Consider the following 18,118-nt stretch of genomic DNA (forward strand, 5'->3'; position numbering starts at 1 on the left):
GGGCAAGTTACATGTATGTTATACATTGCAATGAACTAATCCCGGGGCAGGAATTCAATCGATAATGGGGATATTCGCGGAGCGACATTCCGTAGATTATTTGTCCGGTCGGTATCGATCAGCAGCCAGTCAGGATCCAATTCAGCGCGGATGGGCTTCTGGTTTGAACGCAACGCAAGCCTTGATGTTTCTGACGCAATGGAAGCAGTTGTACGGGCAATGACATCGCCGCGGCTGTCGTACAGAACGAGATCAACGAGATCTTGCCGCGGCGGGACTTTTTCCCCGCCTTCCCATTTTCTAAATCCAATCAGGACATCTGTCAGATAATTTCCGGTGCTGTCTCTGTGGAAGGAAGCGTGCTCAATGGAAGGGTCGGTTATGGTTACTGAACCAATCAGTTCATCCGCTTTGTATTTCAGGGAATCGGGCAGGGCTATGGCTATTCGCTCCCTCAGCTGCAGCGTGGTAGGATAGGATAACGGCTTATCTGCAAATTCAGCAAAGAAACCGGAAAGTGTATTCTTGAATTTCTCACGGCCGGTGTAGTGACTGAGTGCATGGAGTACGACAGCTCCCTTTCCGTAGGTGATGTACTCCTGCTCAACTCCGGCGTATTCAAGCGGTGGCTCATCATCCTGTCCGGAATGGAGCCGGCTTCGTAAATAGCGCTCATGCTGCAAGCTCAAAAATTGATCCCGTTCCTCTTTTCCCGCGAAATCCTCAAGAATCTCCAGCATGAGGTATTCCGTGATGCTTTCCGTTAAAACCGTTGCACCGGGAGCTCGTCCGGGCAGAAGCCTGTTTCCAAACCAATAGTGGGTCATTTCATGTGCTGCAACATAAAAGGGGAAATCAACTGCTGACGATCCTTCCGCACTTGTTTTGGCCGAATTTATCCCAAACAGCTGTTCGGTCAGTAGAAGCGTGTTGGTTTTGAACGACATAATGTTGGCGGATGAAACCGGCAGCTCCACCACCCTCACTGTCTTGCCGGCGAACCCACCGAACAGCCCGGAGTTGAATTCGATGGATGCCTTTATCCCTGATAGAATGGATTCCAGGTTGTCGTCATGACCGGCATGATGATACAATTCAATGGTTTTGTTTTCCCACTGAACCCGGATCACATTGTACCGTGCGGAAGCAAAGAAAAAGTCAAACTTTACGGGTTCTGGTGGTTTGTAGTGATACATATTTCTGCCGGTTAATGTACGGTGTTCCACCAGGTCCCCGTTCGAAACGGCTATCTGATCCGCGGTAGTGCTAATCCGTATCTCTGCATGAACCCGGCCGCTGCCGGAGGATTGATAGTGCAGGTTTGGGGTATTGGAGTCCACAGATTGGTATAGTTCTCCCGGAAAAAAATACCCGATTCGCGGCAGGATGTCATCGTTGAGGAACGTTCCGTTTGAAAGAACACCTGAGTTTTGCTGAAACAGGGTGTTTTCGCCGTTTACAATCCGGAAGTCTAACCGGATGGAGTCACCGGGCGCGATGGGACTATCCAGCCGGTAGACATATACTTTTAACCGGGAGTCGCTCATGATCCGGGCTGCAGGAACCGACAGGGTAAAGGTGGTCTCCTCGTCAAATCCCGTTCGAAGCATAAGTGAATCCATCGGTTGTTGTGTATGGTTTACGAGAAGGTAAGAGCCGTCTGCCTCAAACCTCCACTCATCGGGAAACAGATCGATGTTCAATGTAACCGAATGGATTTGCGGCTGAGGTATGTCTGAAAGATGGGCAAATCGGTCACTTGCTCGGTCAATAATATTAGGCGTTGGGTTCGCTATCGCTCCTTTGTCCTCTTCAGCATAAATGAACGCTCCCGTAAGGCCTGTCAAAAGCAGCAAAGTGAAACCTGTGATCAGATATCCGTACGAAAATCTGGATCGGACCAGCCTGAACAGGTCCCGCATGGTAAACCATCTCTCCCGGTGGAACAGAAGAAGTCCGGCGGGGATGAGCAGCAGGGTAAAGGCCAGCCAATAGGTTCTTGTCAGCAGTTCTCCGCCTAAAACGGGGCCGTAACCGCTCAGGTCGCTGATTTGCAGAACTGGGTAGGTATTAAAACGGAGCAGCCTGGTCTGGATACCGATCTGATCAAAACCGAATGTTCCAAGCCACACAAGAAGAAGCAGAAGAAGTGCAGCGTAAAAGTTTTTGAATACTGTGTGCGCAAAAACCGATAGCAGAGCCCATACAATCAGGACAGGATATGCAATGAAAATCAGGTGAAAGAGATAAAGCGGGATATTGAATGAAAACCAGGCGTGATATGCCTGCAACCCGATTGCGGTGCCCAGGAACAGAAGCAAAAAAATGCCCTGCATCATTACCATTGCGAGGATATCAGCAACTAAAAAAAGATAGTTGCTCGCAGGCGTGGCATAGACGAGCGGCCGGAAATTGCTGTTCTCGGTATGGCCGGCAACCATACCGGTCAGGATAAACGTTACCAGTGTGACCAACGTAAGATATAGGGTGGCGGGAGCATAGAGTATGGATCGGGTTAGAGGCTGCATGGCCGGAAGACCCGAAAGGGTATGGGTGTTCAAAATGATAAGAAGTGAAAGTACAAGGGCTGCCGCTGAGAACAGAAAAAAGGGGGAACGCATCATGAAACTGATCTTCCATTTTACCAAATAAACCACCGTGCTGAGGCGTGGATGGTTTTCAAGCCACGAACGAAGAGCTGATTCCCTCAGGGAGGCGTCCGTTTTTCTATTTCTGTAACTGCGCAGAAAGTATGTCGGCACCCTGAGTGCGGGATATTGGGAGAATTCAAAATATCTGAAAAGGATAAAAGCGGAGAAAAAAGCCAGTGCGGCATATAAGATCCGATTTGCGGCCAACACAGCGTTTATGCCAGATTGAGATGGACCCTGAGATAAAACGCCTGCGTCAGATTGTGCAAATGCCGAGGCCAGATCACCAAAAGGGGAGATAATGGAGGCCGCGACCGGGTTGGCAACATAACTGTTCTCTGCTATGATTCCGGCCAGAAATAATAGAAACAGCAACAGATATCCGGCAAACACATTTCGGGTGAGCGCCACCGCAGAAAAGATGATAATTCCGGTGCAGATCAGATTCGGGATCAAAAAAATCAGATAGGCGCGCAGATATACACCGGCAGAAAAAGGAGTCGTCGGGATGGATGTTCCGGAAAGGATCCACTCACCGGTTATCAGCGCGGCACCGGGAACAAGGGCAATCAGTAGCACAATCAGAAAGGACCCTGCAAAATGTGAGGAGAGGTATCCTGCCTTGTGGAGAGGTGAGGAGTAAAGAAGAGGGAAAAAACGGGTTCTGTATTCATCATAAATAGCCGTACCGATAATGACCGGCAGCAGCAAAAGTAGTGCCTTTCCGATGAATAGAAGGTAATTTTGAATGAGCAGGGGTGAATTAACCGGGCCGTTCGAGGCCGTTTGAATGGATGACAGGTCATCAAAATAACCGGCCGTTCCAAGAAAAAGGAAGAGTGTTACCCCGTAAAAAAGAGCTGCAAGCAGATAGGTGACCGGTCTGCCGAGCCACAGCCTGAACTGATATGCCGCGACGGACCTCATCATGGCAAGAGCCCGTTTATGGCTGCAAAATAGAAATCCTCAAGGGTTGCCGTGGCAGATTCAAAATCAGGGCCGGGCCGCTGATCGGAGTGGACACGAATTTCATACGCTCCCTGGTCGGTATAACGCGATGATAACGGATAGATTGACGGGAGAGCTTCTGTATCGGACAGTAAACGGGTTTTGGAATGCTTAACCCAGATCTTCCCATTGATTATACGGAGGGCTTCGGATGGGGCGCACTGTACACGTATTTTGCCCTGATGAATGATGGCAAGGTCGTTACACAGGTCCCTCACATCCTCCACGATATGGGTTGAAAAAATGACGGTGCTTTGTAAACCCGTCTCTTTCAGCATGTTTAAAAAATGTTTCCTCTCAGACGGATCGAGGCCGGCCGTAGGCTCGTCCACAATCATCAGCTGAGGTTTATTCAGAAGCAGTTGTGCAATGCCGAATCGCTGTTTCATTCCACCGGAAAAAGAACTTACAGCCTCATCTTCCACATGTGTCAGATTTGTCAGCTCCAGCACCTGCTGTACTCTCGTCTGCCTTTCGCTGCGCCGGGTAAGACCCTTCAATACACCCAGGTAATTCAGCAGATCAGCGGCCGATCGGTTTGGATATACCCCGAACTCCTGCGGTAGGTATCCGATCACGGATCTGAATCCCGTCACGCTACGGCGGCTGTTTACGGGTTTGCCGTTAAACCGGATTTCACCGCTGTCGGGGTATTGAAGCGTGGCAAGTGTGCGCATCAAAGTTGACTTTCCGGCTCCGTTTGGCCCCAGCAGCCCAAACATTCCCTTACCGATTTTCAGGCTGATGGAGTCCATTGCCCTCACCCCATTGGGGTAGGTTTTTGAAAGGTTTTTGATCTCCAGACTCATTTCATTTGATTCCGCTAAATTTGTTTTTAGTAAACCTATCGGATGGGAGCCTGATTTGCTTGCGGAAGGTGTTTCAAAAGAAGATCTGGAACGGGTGTATAAGGCGGGAACCCGGATGAGGGGGTTACTTTGAGGAAAATTTCTCCAAATACTCCGAGGGTGTGCAGCCCGTCTCTTTTTTAAATGCCCTGTAGAAGCTGGTTTTTGAAGAGAAACCGCTCTGCAGCGATAATCCGGTTATAGAAAGGCGGTCGAGCTCTCCACGTTTCAGCCCATCCAGAAAGGCATTGATTCGAAGACGGTTGATGTATTCGGAGAACCCCGTATTCATGTGGTTATTTAGCAATGCGGAAACTTTTTTATCCGTGGTGTCTAGCGCAAGGGCAGCATCACGAAGTGTAAAGTTTGGATTCCTGTACGGGGCTTCGTTATCGTTCATCAGTTTGTTCAGATCGTGCATCAGTGCATCAGCCTCTTTTGGAGAAAGAAGCTGTTTATTGTTTAACTGAAGGTCAGGTTTAGGTCGTGTTTGATCTGTTGCGCTCTGTTGATGCAGGTAAAACCAGTCGCGCGTAATCACGTAGCTGGTTGAGAGTAAAAATGAGATCCAAACAATACTGGGCACTCCGAACAGAAAACTGTCGCGGCTGAGCAGTTCAGAGACCAGGGTTTTGTCCATTAGAACGGCATATGCGCAGACCCGTACCAGTTCGGGCATCAAAAAGATCAGGATAAGGCTCAGGCTGTAGGCTATCCATTTTCGTTGTTTGAAAAATCGTGGAAAGGCCCAGAATGCGTGTGCATAAAAGAGAATGGGAAAAAGGATAACAGAGAGGGGAGCGGGGGTGTTGGGCCGCAGGCGTGGATCAAACCAGTTTTCGGTCCAGCTGACATTTACGGCCGAAAAAATAAACGCCCAAAACAGAAGGTGAAATAACACCTCGGTCTTTCCGCTGCTTTTCCATTGAACCGGTAATATCGAATCCATCCATCAGTAGTTTGATTGCTGAATAACGGTATTATACTAAATGGAGCAAAAAATGTTATGCCGCACTTACTCGGTTCTTCTGTTCGTCGATTCCTCTGTTCCTCTGTTCCTCTGTTCATCCGTTCGTCCGTTCCCCCGGGGTCTTTCCCGTAAATCCCTCGAACCCTATCCGGGCGCTGACCTCCATCCGGCCTCGGGATGATCTTTCCGGCTTCGTACCCCCCGCGCTTCGCACGGGGCTACCGATTAGATGTTCCTCCGGAACATAGAAAAATGATAAACAGAGCAACCGACAAACAGATAAACCGAGAAACCGAAAAAGGGAATATTTGCTGTGATGCTTGGGTACGTTAACACACGAACACGTTAATACCTGACACACTATTTCCCCGGTCGTTGTTCGTTGATCTCCCGTTAACCTCCGGATGTTGCTTCTTGTTTTTTCAACGCACAGTGGCCGGAGGCGGTATGGCGCGCCCGCTTCGGGGCTACCGATCAGATGTTCCTTCGGAACAAAGAAATAAAGATAAACAGAGCTTCCGACAAACAGACAATCCGAGAAGCCGAAAAAGGGAATTTTCCCTGCGGTGCTTGAGCACGTTAACACATTAACACGCTAATACTTGTCTTTCTCACCTGAAACCTGCAGCCTGTATCCTGAAACCTGTTGCATGCCGAACCCTGAACCCTGCACCTTGAACCCTGCACCTTGCTCACTCCCGCGTTTCCAGCTTCTCCAGCCAAAGATTCATCCGTTCATCTTCACTCAGACCGTCCGTGCCGTAATAGAGGGATCTCTCCCAGGAGCCGTAAACGGGGTTGGGCAGGATGAACCACTGAACACCCCATTTTTCCCGGTTCTCTTCCACCAAACGGTCCCGCTGCTCCATGCTTGCGCTCCGTGCCGGTAAAAAATCATTCAGGTCATCACCAAAAAGCATCAGGATGCGGTGGTTTTCAGACACATGTGCGCGGCGATTCGTCTTCGCGGAGGTCCAGCCGGGACGTGCGCCGTTGGTCAGGACCGATCCGTCGGCTATGGGAAATCCGAGCTCTTCCAGATTCTGAATGGTTGCCTGTTCAACCTCTGCATCCCGGTTGGTGATATAGAAAACGGCAATACCCAGCTCGTCGGCCGTTTTCGTAAGCTCCAGCGCTCCCGCAATGGGGGTGGCACGTGCCTCGCGCACCCACTCATTCCAGGTATCCGGATTATAACTTTGCTGATCCAGAATGATGCGTGCCTGGTAATAGGAGTTATCAAGCACGGTTTCATCCACATCCAGAATGATGGCCGGCGGAAGAGCCTCATATCCGGTATCCTGCTCCATGGAAGCGGTCCAGCCGGAATCGGCCAGGGCAAGCTCCAGGAAGCGCTCCGCGGTTTGATAGGCCTGAAGGGTAAGGGCGTCATACTCTGCCGCGGTCTGTGTCCAGAGCGTTGCAAAGAGCGTTTCATTAAGTGCAGGGTGGGGCTGGGGTTGAGATTCCTGAGAGGTCATCTGCGGACCTTTGCAGGAAACGCCAGCGATTAACAAAAGGAGTACAGGAACAAGTTTATATTTCATGTCTGAATATGTTGTCATTTGAATGGATACGAAATGTGTGGTTGATGAAATAATGTAAAGTTCGCGGGATACTGAACTCCTATCTCTTCCCGGAAGGAAAACCCTGGAACAAGCAGCGGAAAGTTTTCTCAAAAACCTGCTGCATATTCACAAACACGCACACGTTCCACAGCGAAACCCTACTGGGAACCGGAGCTGCCTGCGCTGTTCACCTCGATCCAATAGCCGTCCGGATCCTGAACATAGACCTGTCTGACTCCATCCGCACGCACGGTGATGCTGCCCGCTTCACCGGCCCAGCTCGAATATTCAATTCCTCCGTTTTCGAGCCTTTCGATGAAGCCGTCGAACTGCGGAGTGGAAACGGCAAAGTGAACGGCTTTATTCAGGGTGATCGGTCCGCTCAGTACTGAGATCAGGTGGAGTTCTTTTCCCTCTCCAAGCGAAAACCACCGGATGCCCTCCGCCGCGGTAAGATTTTCTATTTCATCCAGCCCAAAGATATCACGATAGTAGTCGGCCGACTTGTCAAGATCGGTCACCGAGAGGGCTACGTGATTAAAGATAAAACCGGATCCGGATTCATTTGCACCGGTTTGCTGTGCACGGGCCGTATTGAATAGTGCAAGTGAGAACAGCAGAACAGGAAGGAGTAAAGTCAATCTTTTAGACATGGCATGATCTCTTTGTTAAAATTGAAGCCTGATGGTTGCGGCACTGAAAAGCAGTAAAAAAGAAAAATTGAATCTTTACATGTAAGGTAACCAATATGACAATCAACTAATTTATGTCGATCATTTTTTGGGAATCTTCTTTTTTGCCAAGAATGATGAATTTATCTCCCTTTTCAAGCCTTGTTTCTCCATCAGGGATTCCCAGGGGCCGATACCTTGTTTCAGCGTCTTCATCCGGCTGTTCATCGTCCGGCCGTTTGATGATTAAAACGTTGATTCCATATCGTTTTCTGAGGTTCAACTCCTGTAGGGTATGGTTCGTCATCGATTCGGGAACATCCATTTCCATTACCGTTAATCCCTCTTCAAGCTCGAGCAGGTCTTCAATCCCTTTGCGGTGCAAACTGACACCCATTTTCTCCGCCACCTGTCGTTCGGGATGAATTATTTCAGTTACGCCTATTTTGGTCAGAATCTGTTCCTGGGTAGCGGAGTTGGCTCGTGCATACACTTGCGGAACACCCGCATTTATCAGCTCCATGGAGATTAAAACAACCGGTTCAAAATCTTCCCCGATTGCAATCACCGCAATATCAGCCTGTGTGATGCCGTGAGATTTAAGCTGCTCGGAATCTGTTGAGTCAAAGCTAATGGCATTGGATGTGATATCTTTTATTTCGTTGAGGCGGTTCATGTCTTTATCAATCGCAATAACATTGGCGCCCTCTTTGGCAAGAGTTTTAACCAATGCCATTCCAAACACACCAAGCCCTATTACAGCTATTTGAGGTGTTGTTTCAGCAGGCATAGTAAACTTTATTTTGGATTAAATTTCTCTTTACGCAACCATCACAGATTCTTCCGGATATTTATAGTTCGGTTCCGGCCTCTTTTGGGCAAATGCCACGGCAACCGTAAGCATTCCAACCCTTCCTGCAAACATTGAGGATATAATAACCAATTTACCGGGATCACTTAAACTCCCGGTGATTCCTCTTGAAAGGCCAACGGTCATAAAGGCCGAGACCTGTTCAAATAAGATATCGATGAACGAAAAATCCTCGAAGATGGTGAGCAGTACAAGGCCTGCAACCATAACCCCAAAAGCAAGGTTTGCAGAGGTAATGGCACGCAAAATGACGGCATTCGGAACAGTACGGTTTGATATCTCGACCCGGTCTGTTCCAATGATATTCGCCAGCATCGACCTGTATAGTACGTAGATGGTTGTGGTTTTCAGGCCGCCCGCGGTCGAGGACGGTGATGCACCAATCGCCATGAGTATGATGATAATGAGTGTGGCTCCGGCGCCTATTGCAGCAGTATCAATGGTGTTAAAACCGGCTGTACGTGATGTAATGCTCTGAAAGGCTGAATAGAGGATTTTGTTGCCAAAGGTTTCACCGGCAAGCAAGCCATTCCATTCAATGATCAGAATCAGAACCGTCCCGGTAATAATGAGGAAAGCCGTCATTCGAAACACGATAATGCTGTGTATTGAAAACTGTTTATGCCTGTTCTTTCCTTTTCCTCGCGTTACGGATTCCCACAATGTCATAAAACCAATTCCGCCAAGGATGATCAGCACCATGGTGGTAATGTTAACGGGCAGAAAAGTGGCATTCATGGGATCAGACAAACTGTTCGTAAAGAGTGAAAAACCTGCATTGCAAAAAGCAGAAACAGTGTGGAAAAGCGAGAACCAGATACGTTCTCCTGTGTCAGGAATCGCTTCCGCCCAGCTGAAGTAGTAGGCGATAAACCCGATAAACTCAATGGAAAAGGTTAAAAGCACGATCCTCTTCATTGTTTTGGATATTGTGCTCACCTTTTCGCCCGGAATAGTCTCTTTCAGCACATTCCGATCCGAGAGATCAATTCCGCCCGAAAGGTACATAGCAAGAAACGTGGCAAATGTGATAATGCCGATTCCTCCCAGTTGAATGAGAACCAAAATGACCCCTTGACCAAAAAATGACATGTGGGTAGCCGTATCCACTACAATCAACCCGGTAACGCATACGGCACTGGTTGCCATAAAGAGTGCGTCAATCATGTTGAGGCCCAGGCCGTCAACGGTAGCGGAAGGCAGCATGAGCAGAAGTGTGCCGACAATGATAACGGATATAAAACTAAGCAGTACCAATCTTGCCGGATTGATGTTTTTTGCAAGAATTTCAGGTATCGCCTGTATCACTTTGACGGCCACCAGAAAGACCAGGTAAATCTGCACAAGAATCAGAAGAGTTTGTTCAGCTCCGGTAAGTCCGGTTTGTTCCAGCAGATACAAAAGGTATGTATTGTCTGATACCATCAGCTCAATACCGATAAATAAGGCAAGTGTACCGGCAATGCCTTCCGGCCATCGCGATTTTAAAAACTGAATTTTTTGGGGCGTGATAAGCAGCCGGGTATAAAAGTAGGTTCCAAAAGCAATCAGTAATATTTGATCTGTAATCCGTGTGATCTGGATATATTCCCGCTGATCGGTGAAGATTAGGGGAAAGATCAGCGAGGCAAATACCATAATGCTAAGCAGAATGGAAAAAGCATGCAGCCAGGGGCTGGCTGTTCGGTTGAACTCATAGAGGTCATCCTGCAGAAACCGGAATCTGAAAGAAACTTTTTCATAAATGGAACCCATATGGCGGGTCCATCTTTTCAGCTTCCACTTCCACCTGTATGGTAGGTTAGGCCACATTCAGAGTATATAGTGAAATTCATATTTCAACCTGTTCATAAACAGCCGACGTTTTTACTTATAAAAAAAGGAAATCTATTTACCTCGATCAATCTTCTGCTCATATCCGGCTTTTGTGGTCACTGATTAGCCCGTCGCGCACCTCCTTTAGTTTTTTCGATAGCCCCACTTTATAGATATGCGGATTCTCAAACCGTTTGTACTCATCGGGAAGTTTTCCCACCTGCCCCTGGCTGAATTCCCTGATTTCCTGAAGTGATTTTGGTTGTGTAAGCCGCTCTCCGTCCTTCATTACCTCGCTCAGCAGAGGTTCTTTTTGGAGACCGCTCAGATCCATTGACGCTCCTGGCTCGGAAGGGTGGTACATATGATCCGGAGCGTTTTCGCTTTGCAGCGCCACGGCTTCCGCACCGAAGAGGGTTCCATCCTCATTCAGCATCCGGTACACCTGCTTGCGGTCAGGCAGATTGATTTTTTCAACCGATTCGGACAGTTTCAGCCGGGGTTCGCCGTTTGCATAGCTCAGTTTATAAACTCCGTCGAGAGCGGCATCCGGCCGGCCGGTGACCAGGCTTGTGCCCACACCGAAAAAATCGATGGGCGCCCCCTGCTCAAGCAGGCTCTTGATCACGTGTTCATCCAGCTGATTGGAAGCTGCTATTTTAACGTAGCCGAGGCCCGCTTCATCCAGCATGGCGCGCGATTTCTTCGCCAGCCAGGCAAGGTCGCCGCTGTCCAGCCGTATCCCTTTCATTTTGTGGCCCTCTTTCTCCATCTCTTTACCCACCTTGATGGCATTTGGAACGCCGCTTTTGATGGTATCATAGGTATCCACCAGCAGAACGCAGTCGTGCGGGCGAATGGCCGCAAAATCACGAAAGGCAGAGAGTTCATCATCGTACCGCTGCACAAACGAATGCGCCATGGTTCCCGATATCGGAATGTTGTAGTCACGGCCGGAACGCACATTGCTGGTGGCGTCGAAGCCGCCGATAACTGCCGCGCGGCTGGCCGAATAGCCGCCTGTACCGGGAGCCCGCCTCAGGCCGAAATCAACAAGTGTTCTGTCGCCGGCCGACAGCTTCATCCTGGCCGCCTTGGTGGCGATCAGTGACTGGTAGTTGAGCGTGTTCAGCAGCAGGGTCTCCATCAGCTGCGCCTCAATGATGGGCGCTTCCACGCTCACGACAGGCCGGTTTGGGAACACCAGGTCACCCTCTCTTGCCGAACGGACTGTTCCCGTAAACCTGAACGTCTCCAGATAGTCCAGAAATTCATCATCCATTCCCTCGTCGCGAAGCAGTTTCAGATCTTTATCATCAAATTTCAGCTTCTGAACGGTTTCAAGCAGATCTTCAAGCCCTGAAAAGACAACAAAACCGCCTCCAAAAGGCGTTTTCCGGAAAAAATAGTCGAATATGGCTGTTTCATTTTTCATGCCGCGGTGAAAGTAGACCTGCGACATGGTAATCTGGTATTGGTCGGTGTAGGTGGCCGTAAAATCAAATATCATGAGTCAGTGTTTTATGAGGATGTGTCTTTTTTCGAGTAAAACTCCTTCATGGAGAGCACTTTTTCCAGCAGGTCGCGCTCTACGGTGAGGTCGTATTTCTCACTGAGGTGACGGATGGCATCCGCCGGTTCCGAATCCAGCATCCCGTCCCTTTCCAGAAACCCGATAAGATCTTCGGTAACCGCCCACTGGTAGATCAGCCATTTCCATTCAGACAGGTATGAGCCGCAGTAATCTACGCTGAATGAGCTACCCGCTTTTTCGTGCAGTACCGCGGTTTTCAAAAGGGAGGGTTTCAGCGTCTGAATATGCTTAACGGCTGCCTGAAGGGTGTCGCCGGAATCGTTTACATCATCAACCAAAAGCACATTCCTGCCCTCCAGGTCAATCTTGACAGGATCTGATACGCGTACCTCTTCCCTGGCTTTGGCGGCGCTTTCGTAGTGCAGAATCTGCATGGTGGTCAGGGTCTTGATGTTCAGGAAATCGCACATGATCCGGGAGGGGGGGAGTCCGCCCCTGGAAATTCCGACTACAACATCATAATCTTCGCCCGTATCCTGAATCTGACGGGCAATTCTGTACGCCATTTCATAGGTTTCAGGAAGATGGACGATTCGTGCAGTGATTTTTTTATCCATATGTCAATTATTTGGCATGGTCATTCCTTTAAAATAGAACATTGAACGACGGGATGCAGTAGGGGGATCTCTCAGTGAACAAGTGCATTACAGTAAGCCCGCTGTATCCTGCCCATCCCGGCTGTGAATTTGTGCCGGCGTTTGCATCCGTCGGTACCGGTTGTCACACTCAAATCGGTGAGTATCGCACGGCGCTAAGACTGTATGGCATCGGTAACAGCCTCGCCGCTGCCGAAAGCCCCCTTAACATCCTCCAAAATAAGGTATAGACATGACACAATTAGCCAGAATTATGGCAGTGGCGAATACGATGCCAAAACCGAGGGAGTTGCCATGGGGATGAGCTGGATTGCCTGACTGGAGGTTTCAAAGATCATCAGGGAGAGTCCGCACAAGGTGGTGATTGTGGTAAGCAGGATCGGCCGGATACGTCGAAGTCCTGCTTCGCGAATATTATATAATGCGTTCAGTTTTTTTCGCTTCCGGCGCGGTTTGTAAATAGGTGTTTGTGCAACCTTCAGTAATCAGCGGGTGCCCGGCACCGGCTCGAGTACCAGTGTATAGGTCGATTTTCGTTGCTCAGGATTTAATTTGATGCGCTCACCGCGCACCCACATCTCCGTGAGGTTATTGTAGTATGGCGATTTGAAATGGCCAGATGATCCACCGCCGGTCATGAACAAGGAGCCTTTCAGGTTTGATAAATCGTAGATGCCCTGATATCCGGAATTATATGCGGCACGAGGAAAATGCGGGGCCTCCTGCAAGCTTACTGCGTTCAAAAAGAGTGACTCAGGCCCGCCCGGCATGGCCACTTCGCGCGAAAAGAGATTATCCAGAAACGGCAATCCGGCAAAACCTAGGTGAGGTAGCTTCATGCGATGAGTCGTTCCCCATGCCCAGTCTTCAGGGTCATTGCCAAAAGCTTCTTCCAGTGCCTGGCGCGTGTCCGTCAACGCGCTGCGGACAAGCTCTGCACAGGTCTCTACTGTCTCTGTAGATTGATCATCACACCAATCGGGCCGTTCTCCGTTCAGTGCCCGGATGAGCGACAGGTAGCGGCGGTCGCGCCAAGAGGATGGCAGATTGGCCAGTTCATCTGCGATAAGCCTGCGGCTGAGCATCTCCGTCCAGGTGAGAAAGATCGTCGGTGCGGCAGTGTCGAGGCGAAACCGGTAGTCCCATGCTTGCAGCGTGTCGACAAGGGCGGCATCTGCAGCGTTCTCGGTTTCTGTATTCAGCAGGAGAGGCACAAGATCACGTGCGACTGGCGACAGAGCATCTTGCTGCATTTTCCGGAAAGTGTCTATGCTGTGCGTTTCGTGCTGGTCCAACACCTCATGAATTCGCAGGGTACGCCACGGCAAAGCCCAGGAATCGCTCAGGTAGTGCGGATAGTTGTCGCCGATGATACGCTGGTTTGCCGTGACGATGCGGCCGCTGCCGGGGTTGATGATGCGTGGATTTTGTTCAAAAGGCAGATAACTCCATTGGTTGTCGTCGATTGGCACGACGTCCACGAAGCGCGCGTGCCGCTCGGGCCGCTGCGGGATCCTGGCGGCTGTCACGTAGCCGATACTGCCTGCCGTATCAGCCAGGGAAATATTCATGGCCGGAAAGGTAAGGGCTTCGCTTGCTGTGATCCCTTCCTCAACAGTCTTTGCATGCATTATACGCAGCGGTGTTAACGGGAAACCGCCGAGCTGGTCAAAGGGAACGCCACGGAACTCCTCGACCACGTCGGTACGGGAGGTGAACGGCGTCACGCCGGGACGCTGCGGGCGAATGCGGCCGCTGGGGGTGGCTCGAATGGTATCGACCTGGTCTGCACCGAAGCGCACCCGAATGGTGTCTACCCGCTGAATGAAGCTCTCCCAGGGTGCATCCGGGCTCCGGCGGTATCGATCGGGGTCGTCAGGGTGCACTTCAAGAAGGGCAAGGTCACCGAGATCAATGGAGGCCGTTGTAGCTCCCCAGGAGATCGATCCGTTGTGGCCGACAACGATGCCCGGCAGGCCCGGCATGGTTCCGCCCGCAGCGGTGCGGTCGCCCACTTGATGATGCTGAAGCTGCCAGGTTCCGGGCAACGTCTGTGCAAGCTGGGGGTCATTGGCCATGAGCGGCAGGCCGCTCGCGGTATGTTCACCGGAAAGCGTCCAGCTATTGGAAAAAGAGCGCTCCTTAACCGGCATGGTTGCCTGCAGAATTTGAGATGCGTCCGGTTCTTCAATGATGGGACGTATGGGCTGGTCGGAGGAATCTAAAAAGTCATAGATCGCAGAATCGGCTTCGGCCCCGGAAATAGTTGCCCTTATCAGTTCTGGCCCTCCGCCGGCAACTTGGAGAAAAATTTGATAGGTGATGAGAAACGCATCTTGAGGTTGCCACGGCTCTGGATGGACGTGTAAGATCTTCATCTCCGGCGGGCGGCGGTAAAGCGGCCCCTCCAACCAGTGGTTCACGCCTGCAGCGTAGGCTTCGAGCAGCATTTTTTCATTTTCGGGAATGGCTTCCCAGGAACGTTCCGCATGGTCTGACCAGTCGAACCAGCGAGCAGACCGGTCAGCCGAAAGGGTGATGGATCCTAACCATTCCGAGAGCCGTCCCTGGCTGGTACGTCGGGTCAGGTCCATCTGCCAGAAGCGGTCCTGGGCATGCACGAAACCCTGGGCGAAGTAGAGGTCTCGCTCGGTCGTCGCCTCGATATAGGGGATGCCGTGTTCGGCACGGATAATTTCGACCGGTCCGTCAAGACCCTCGGCGGTTAGTGTGCCATTCCACTCTGGCAGTCCGCTGCTTGCCCGCCAGTAGGTGATACCGGTGTAGATTGAAATAATCAGGATTACGCTTAGAATAAAAGCGAATAACCATAGGATCAAACGTTTCAGCATAGGTTTAACGATTTTCTTTAAAGTATCTCAGGTCAGTGTATTGTGGATATTAGCTGTTCAATTCATTCTGTCCCCTCATCACTCCTTGTCAATACCGGGTTGGAGAATCAGCCTGTAGTGTTCTTCGATCTCCTCAGGGTTTAAGGTGATTCGCTCACCGCGTACCCAGTGCGGGGTCAGGTTATCATAATAGGGCGACTTGAAGTGGCCGGAGACACCGCTGTAGGCCATAAACAACGACGCATCCAGGTCGGACAGGTCGTAAATCGCCTGGAAGCTTGGCACCGTCCCAGAGTCCGTCACCGGCAGACGGGCCGTTGGGGTTGCATAGTTATTAAACATACCATCGGGCCCGCCCGGCACCGGTGTTTCCCTCGAGAACCAGTTGCGCAGGAGGGGAAAGTTGTCGAAGAGCATGTGTGGCAGCCGGAAGCGTCCGGCTTGTTCCCATCGCCATCCGTCCGGCTCGGAGCCCATGGACTCCGTAAGCGCGGTGTGGGCCTCCGTCAGCGTCTGCCGAAGGATACGGGCACAGTCCTCATTGTCGGTGGTCGTCCGATCGTCACACCAGGCTGCCTTGTCTCCAGCCAATGCAAGGGCTACCGACAAGTAGTTTGCGTGCGTCCAGCCGGAGCCGCGGAAGGTGAAGCTATCCAGCTCATCCTCGATGATTCGGTTGTTCAGTCGCTCCAACCATGCCATGAAAATCGCCGGAGCGTGGGCATCAAGGGTAAATTTATAGTCCCACGTTTCGAGCTCGCGCAGCAGCTCCGCCTCATCGTCGCCTGCCGGCTCGGCCTTCAACAGCAAGGGCACCAGGCGGCGGGCGACAGCCGAGAGTGCGTCCTGCTGCATCGCACGGAAGGTACTTATATCATGTACTTCTTGCTCATTGAGCATCTCATGGATACGCCATGCCCGGTCTGGAAGAGTCCACAAGCGGCTAAGATAGTGTGGGTAGTCATCGCCGGCGATACGTTGATTTGCGGTGACGATGCGTCCAGACGGCGGGTTGACGAGACGCGGATTCTCACTGAAGGGGAGGTAGGTGCCGGCGTTGCTATCCTCCGGACCAAATGCCAGTTTGCGAGCGTGCGTTTCGGGCCGATCCGCGATCCGTCCCATTTTCACGTATCCGATGGAGCCGGCCGTGTCGGCAATGGACAGGTTGAGCGATGGCCCCGGTATCTGCCCGATGGCCTCAATCGCCGCTGAAACAGAGGTGGCGCGCTGGAGATTCATCCAGCCTGTCAGATGTGTGCCCGGCAGGTCCACCCCCCAGAAGCGCCACTCCGTGTACAGGGTCGGATCATCGGTCAGGGTGCTGTCCCGGCGAATACCCAGACGCCCCGTTGGGGTGGTGCGGATGGTATCGATATACGACTCGCCGAAGCGCACGTCAATAGTGTCGACCCGCATGGTGAACCTCTCCCAGGGCGCTTCGGGGCCTTGGCGATATAGGGAGGGGTCGTCGGGGTGGAGTTCAACGAGGGTTACGTCGACCATGTCAGCGCCGGCAGTCGTAATTCCCCATGCTACCGCGCCGTTGTGTCCCACGAAAAAACCGGGCAATCCGGGGGCTGTGGCGCCGGCCCCACTTATGCCGGGCGCTTGATGGTGCTGCAGGTGCCAAGTTACGGGTTGCGTCGGGCTCAGGTGGGGGTCGTTAGCCATGAGCGGATGACCGCTTGACGTGTGGATGCCGGCCAGGGTCCAATTATTGGAGTGAGCCCCGCGCTTGAAGGGAGAGGTAGCCTGCACATAATATGTACTAGAATCCGACGGCAGAATGGTGGGCACAGGCTGCTCAAAGGGGGCATAGACCTCTTTGATTACCGATGGTAGGCCAGCCTGATCGATACGTGTACTTAGCAGTTCATCGCCGGGGCGGCTTATGTTCATGTGTACAAAGTACAGCAGCCGCACCGTGTCCTGCGGCCGCCACTTTTCGGGGTGGACGTGCAGGATCGTCATTTCCGGTGGTCGCCGGTAGTACGGACCCTCCAGCCAGGCATTGACGCCGTCTGCATAGGCGGTGGCCAGCGTTTGGATTTCATGGGGCAATTTGTCCCAAGCTCGCTCGGCGAGACCGACGAGGTCATCCGCGCGGTTGAGCCGATCGGAGTTGAGCGCAGCAGCCCCCAGCCACTCCGAGAGCCGCCCCTGGCTGATGCGACGGTTGAAAGCCATCTGCCAGAAGCGGTCCTGGGCATGTACAAAGCCCTGGGCGAAGTAGAGGTCGCGCTCAGTGGTTGCTTCGATGTAGGGGATGCCGTGCTCGTCGCGCACGATCTCGACGGGGCCGTCGAGGCCCTCGGCGGTTAGTGTGCCGTTCCACTCTGGCAGCCCGCTGCTTGCCCGCCAGTAGGTGATACCGGCGTAGGCTGCGACCAAAATAATCAGGGTTAAAACGGCAGCCAAACTCCAAATTAGTATACGCTTGATCATGGGTTTTAATAGTTTTTTATGTACAGATCCCGATATTCGTCTGCAGCAAATACTTTGTAGGTATCAGTATGGCACATGCTAAGACCAGCTATTAAATGTTGTTTCCGCCGGTCATTCGTATCCTGGAATCGATTTCATTTCGCCTTCTTTAACTGTTAGAGTGCCGAAATCGAACTATGCAGATAATTGCGCACTTCATTGAGCACAGATCGAATCTCATCAAAAT

Annotated in this window: 11 protein-coding genes; all 11 read right to left on the reverse strand. The window is 51.4% G+C overall.

Annotation, left to right across the window (positions count from 1 at the left end; genetic code table 11):
• Nucleotides 1-35: 35 nt before the first annotated feature.
• The 11 genes from DDZ15_RS08320 to DDZ15_RS08370 all read right to left on the reverse strand — a co-directional run bounded on the left by DDZ15_RS08320 (nt 36) and on the right by DDZ15_RS08370 (nt 17,892).
• Nucleotides 36-3,581, reverse strand: a complete 3,546-nt coding sequence (locus tag DDZ15_RS08320) for an ABC transporter permease/M1 family aminopeptidase (RefSeq protein WP_109646630.1) — start codon at nt 3,579-3,581, stop codon at nt 36-38.
• On the reverse strand, nt 3,578-4,468 hold the full coding sequence (locus DDZ15_RS08325) for an ABC transporter ATP-binding protein (RefSeq protein WP_109646631.1): 891 nt from the start codon (nt 4,466-4,468) through the stop codon (nt 3,578-3,580). Before DDZ15_RS08325 ends, DDZ15_RS08320 begins: the two co-directional genes overlap by 4 nt.
• A gap of 124 nt (nt 4,469-4,592) precedes the next feature.
• On the reverse strand, nt 4,593-5,456 hold the full coding sequence (locus DDZ15_RS08330; RefSeq protein ID WP_109646632.1) for a helix-turn-helix domain-containing protein: 864 nt from the start codon (nt 5,454-5,456) through the stop codon (nt 4,593-4,595).
• Nucleotides 5,457-6,169: 713 nt separating this feature from the next.
• On the reverse strand, nt 6,170-7,024 hold the full coding sequence (locus tag DDZ15_RS08335) for a 5'-nucleotidase, lipoprotein e(P4) family (RefSeq protein WP_158278651.1): 855 nt from the start codon (nt 7,022-7,024) through the stop codon (nt 6,170-6,172).
• Nucleotides 7,025-7,203: 179 nt separating this feature from the next.
• Nucleotides 7,204-7,698, reverse strand: coding sequence for a VOC family protein (locus DDZ15_RS08340; protein WP_109646634.1), 495 nt, complete (start codon nt 7,696-7,698; stop codon nt 7,204-7,206).
• Nucleotides 7,699-7,804: 106 nt separating this feature from the next.
• Complete coding sequence (locus tag DDZ15_RS08345; RefSeq protein ID WP_109646635.1) at nt 7,805-8,506, reverse strand: potassium channel family protein; 702 nt, start codon at nt 8,504-8,506, stop codon at nt 7,805-7,807.
• A gap of 30 nt (nt 8,507-8,536) precedes the next feature.
• Nucleotides 8,537-10,399: a TrkH family potassium uptake protein gene (locus DDZ15_RS08350; protein ID WP_109646636.1), complete on the reverse strand. Its 1,863-nt coding sequence runs from the start codon at nt 10,397-10,399 to the stop codon at nt 8,537-8,539.
• A 100-nt stretch (nt 10,400-10,499) separates the two neighbouring features.
• Nucleotides 10,500-11,909 carry a nicotinate phosphoribosyltransferase gene (locus DDZ15_RS08355; protein WP_109646851.1) on the reverse strand — a complete coding sequence of 470 codons (1,410 nt, stop codon included), beginning with the start codon at nt 11,907-11,909 and terminating at the stop codon, nt 10,500-10,502.
• A 14-nt stretch (nt 11,910-11,923) separates the two neighbouring features.
• Nucleotides 11,924-12,553 (reverse strand): phosphoribosyltransferase, encoded by a 630-nt coding sequence (locus DDZ15_RS08360; protein ID WP_109646637.1) that lies wholly within the window; start codon nt 12,551-12,553, stop codon nt 11,924-11,926.
• 524 nt (nt 12,554-13,077) lie between these two features.
• Nucleotides 13,078-15,444, reverse strand: a complete 2,367-nt coding sequence (locus DDZ15_RS08365; protein WP_109646638.1) for a penicillin acylase family protein — start codon at nt 15,442-15,444, stop codon at nt 13,078-13,080.
• Nucleotides 15,445-15,522: 78 nt separating this feature from the next.
• A complete protein-coding gene (locus DDZ15_RS08370; RefSeq protein ID WP_109646639.1) occupies nt 15,523-17,892 on the reverse strand; it encodes a penicillin acylase family protein in 2,370 nt (789 codons plus the stop codon).
• Nucleotides 17,893-18,118 lie beyond the last annotated feature (226 nt).

It is taken from the genome of Rhodohalobacter mucosus (assembly GCF_003150675.1).
Lineage (GTDB): Bacteria > Bacteroidota > Rhodothermia > Balneolales > Balneolaceae > Rhodohalobacter > Rhodohalobacter mucosus.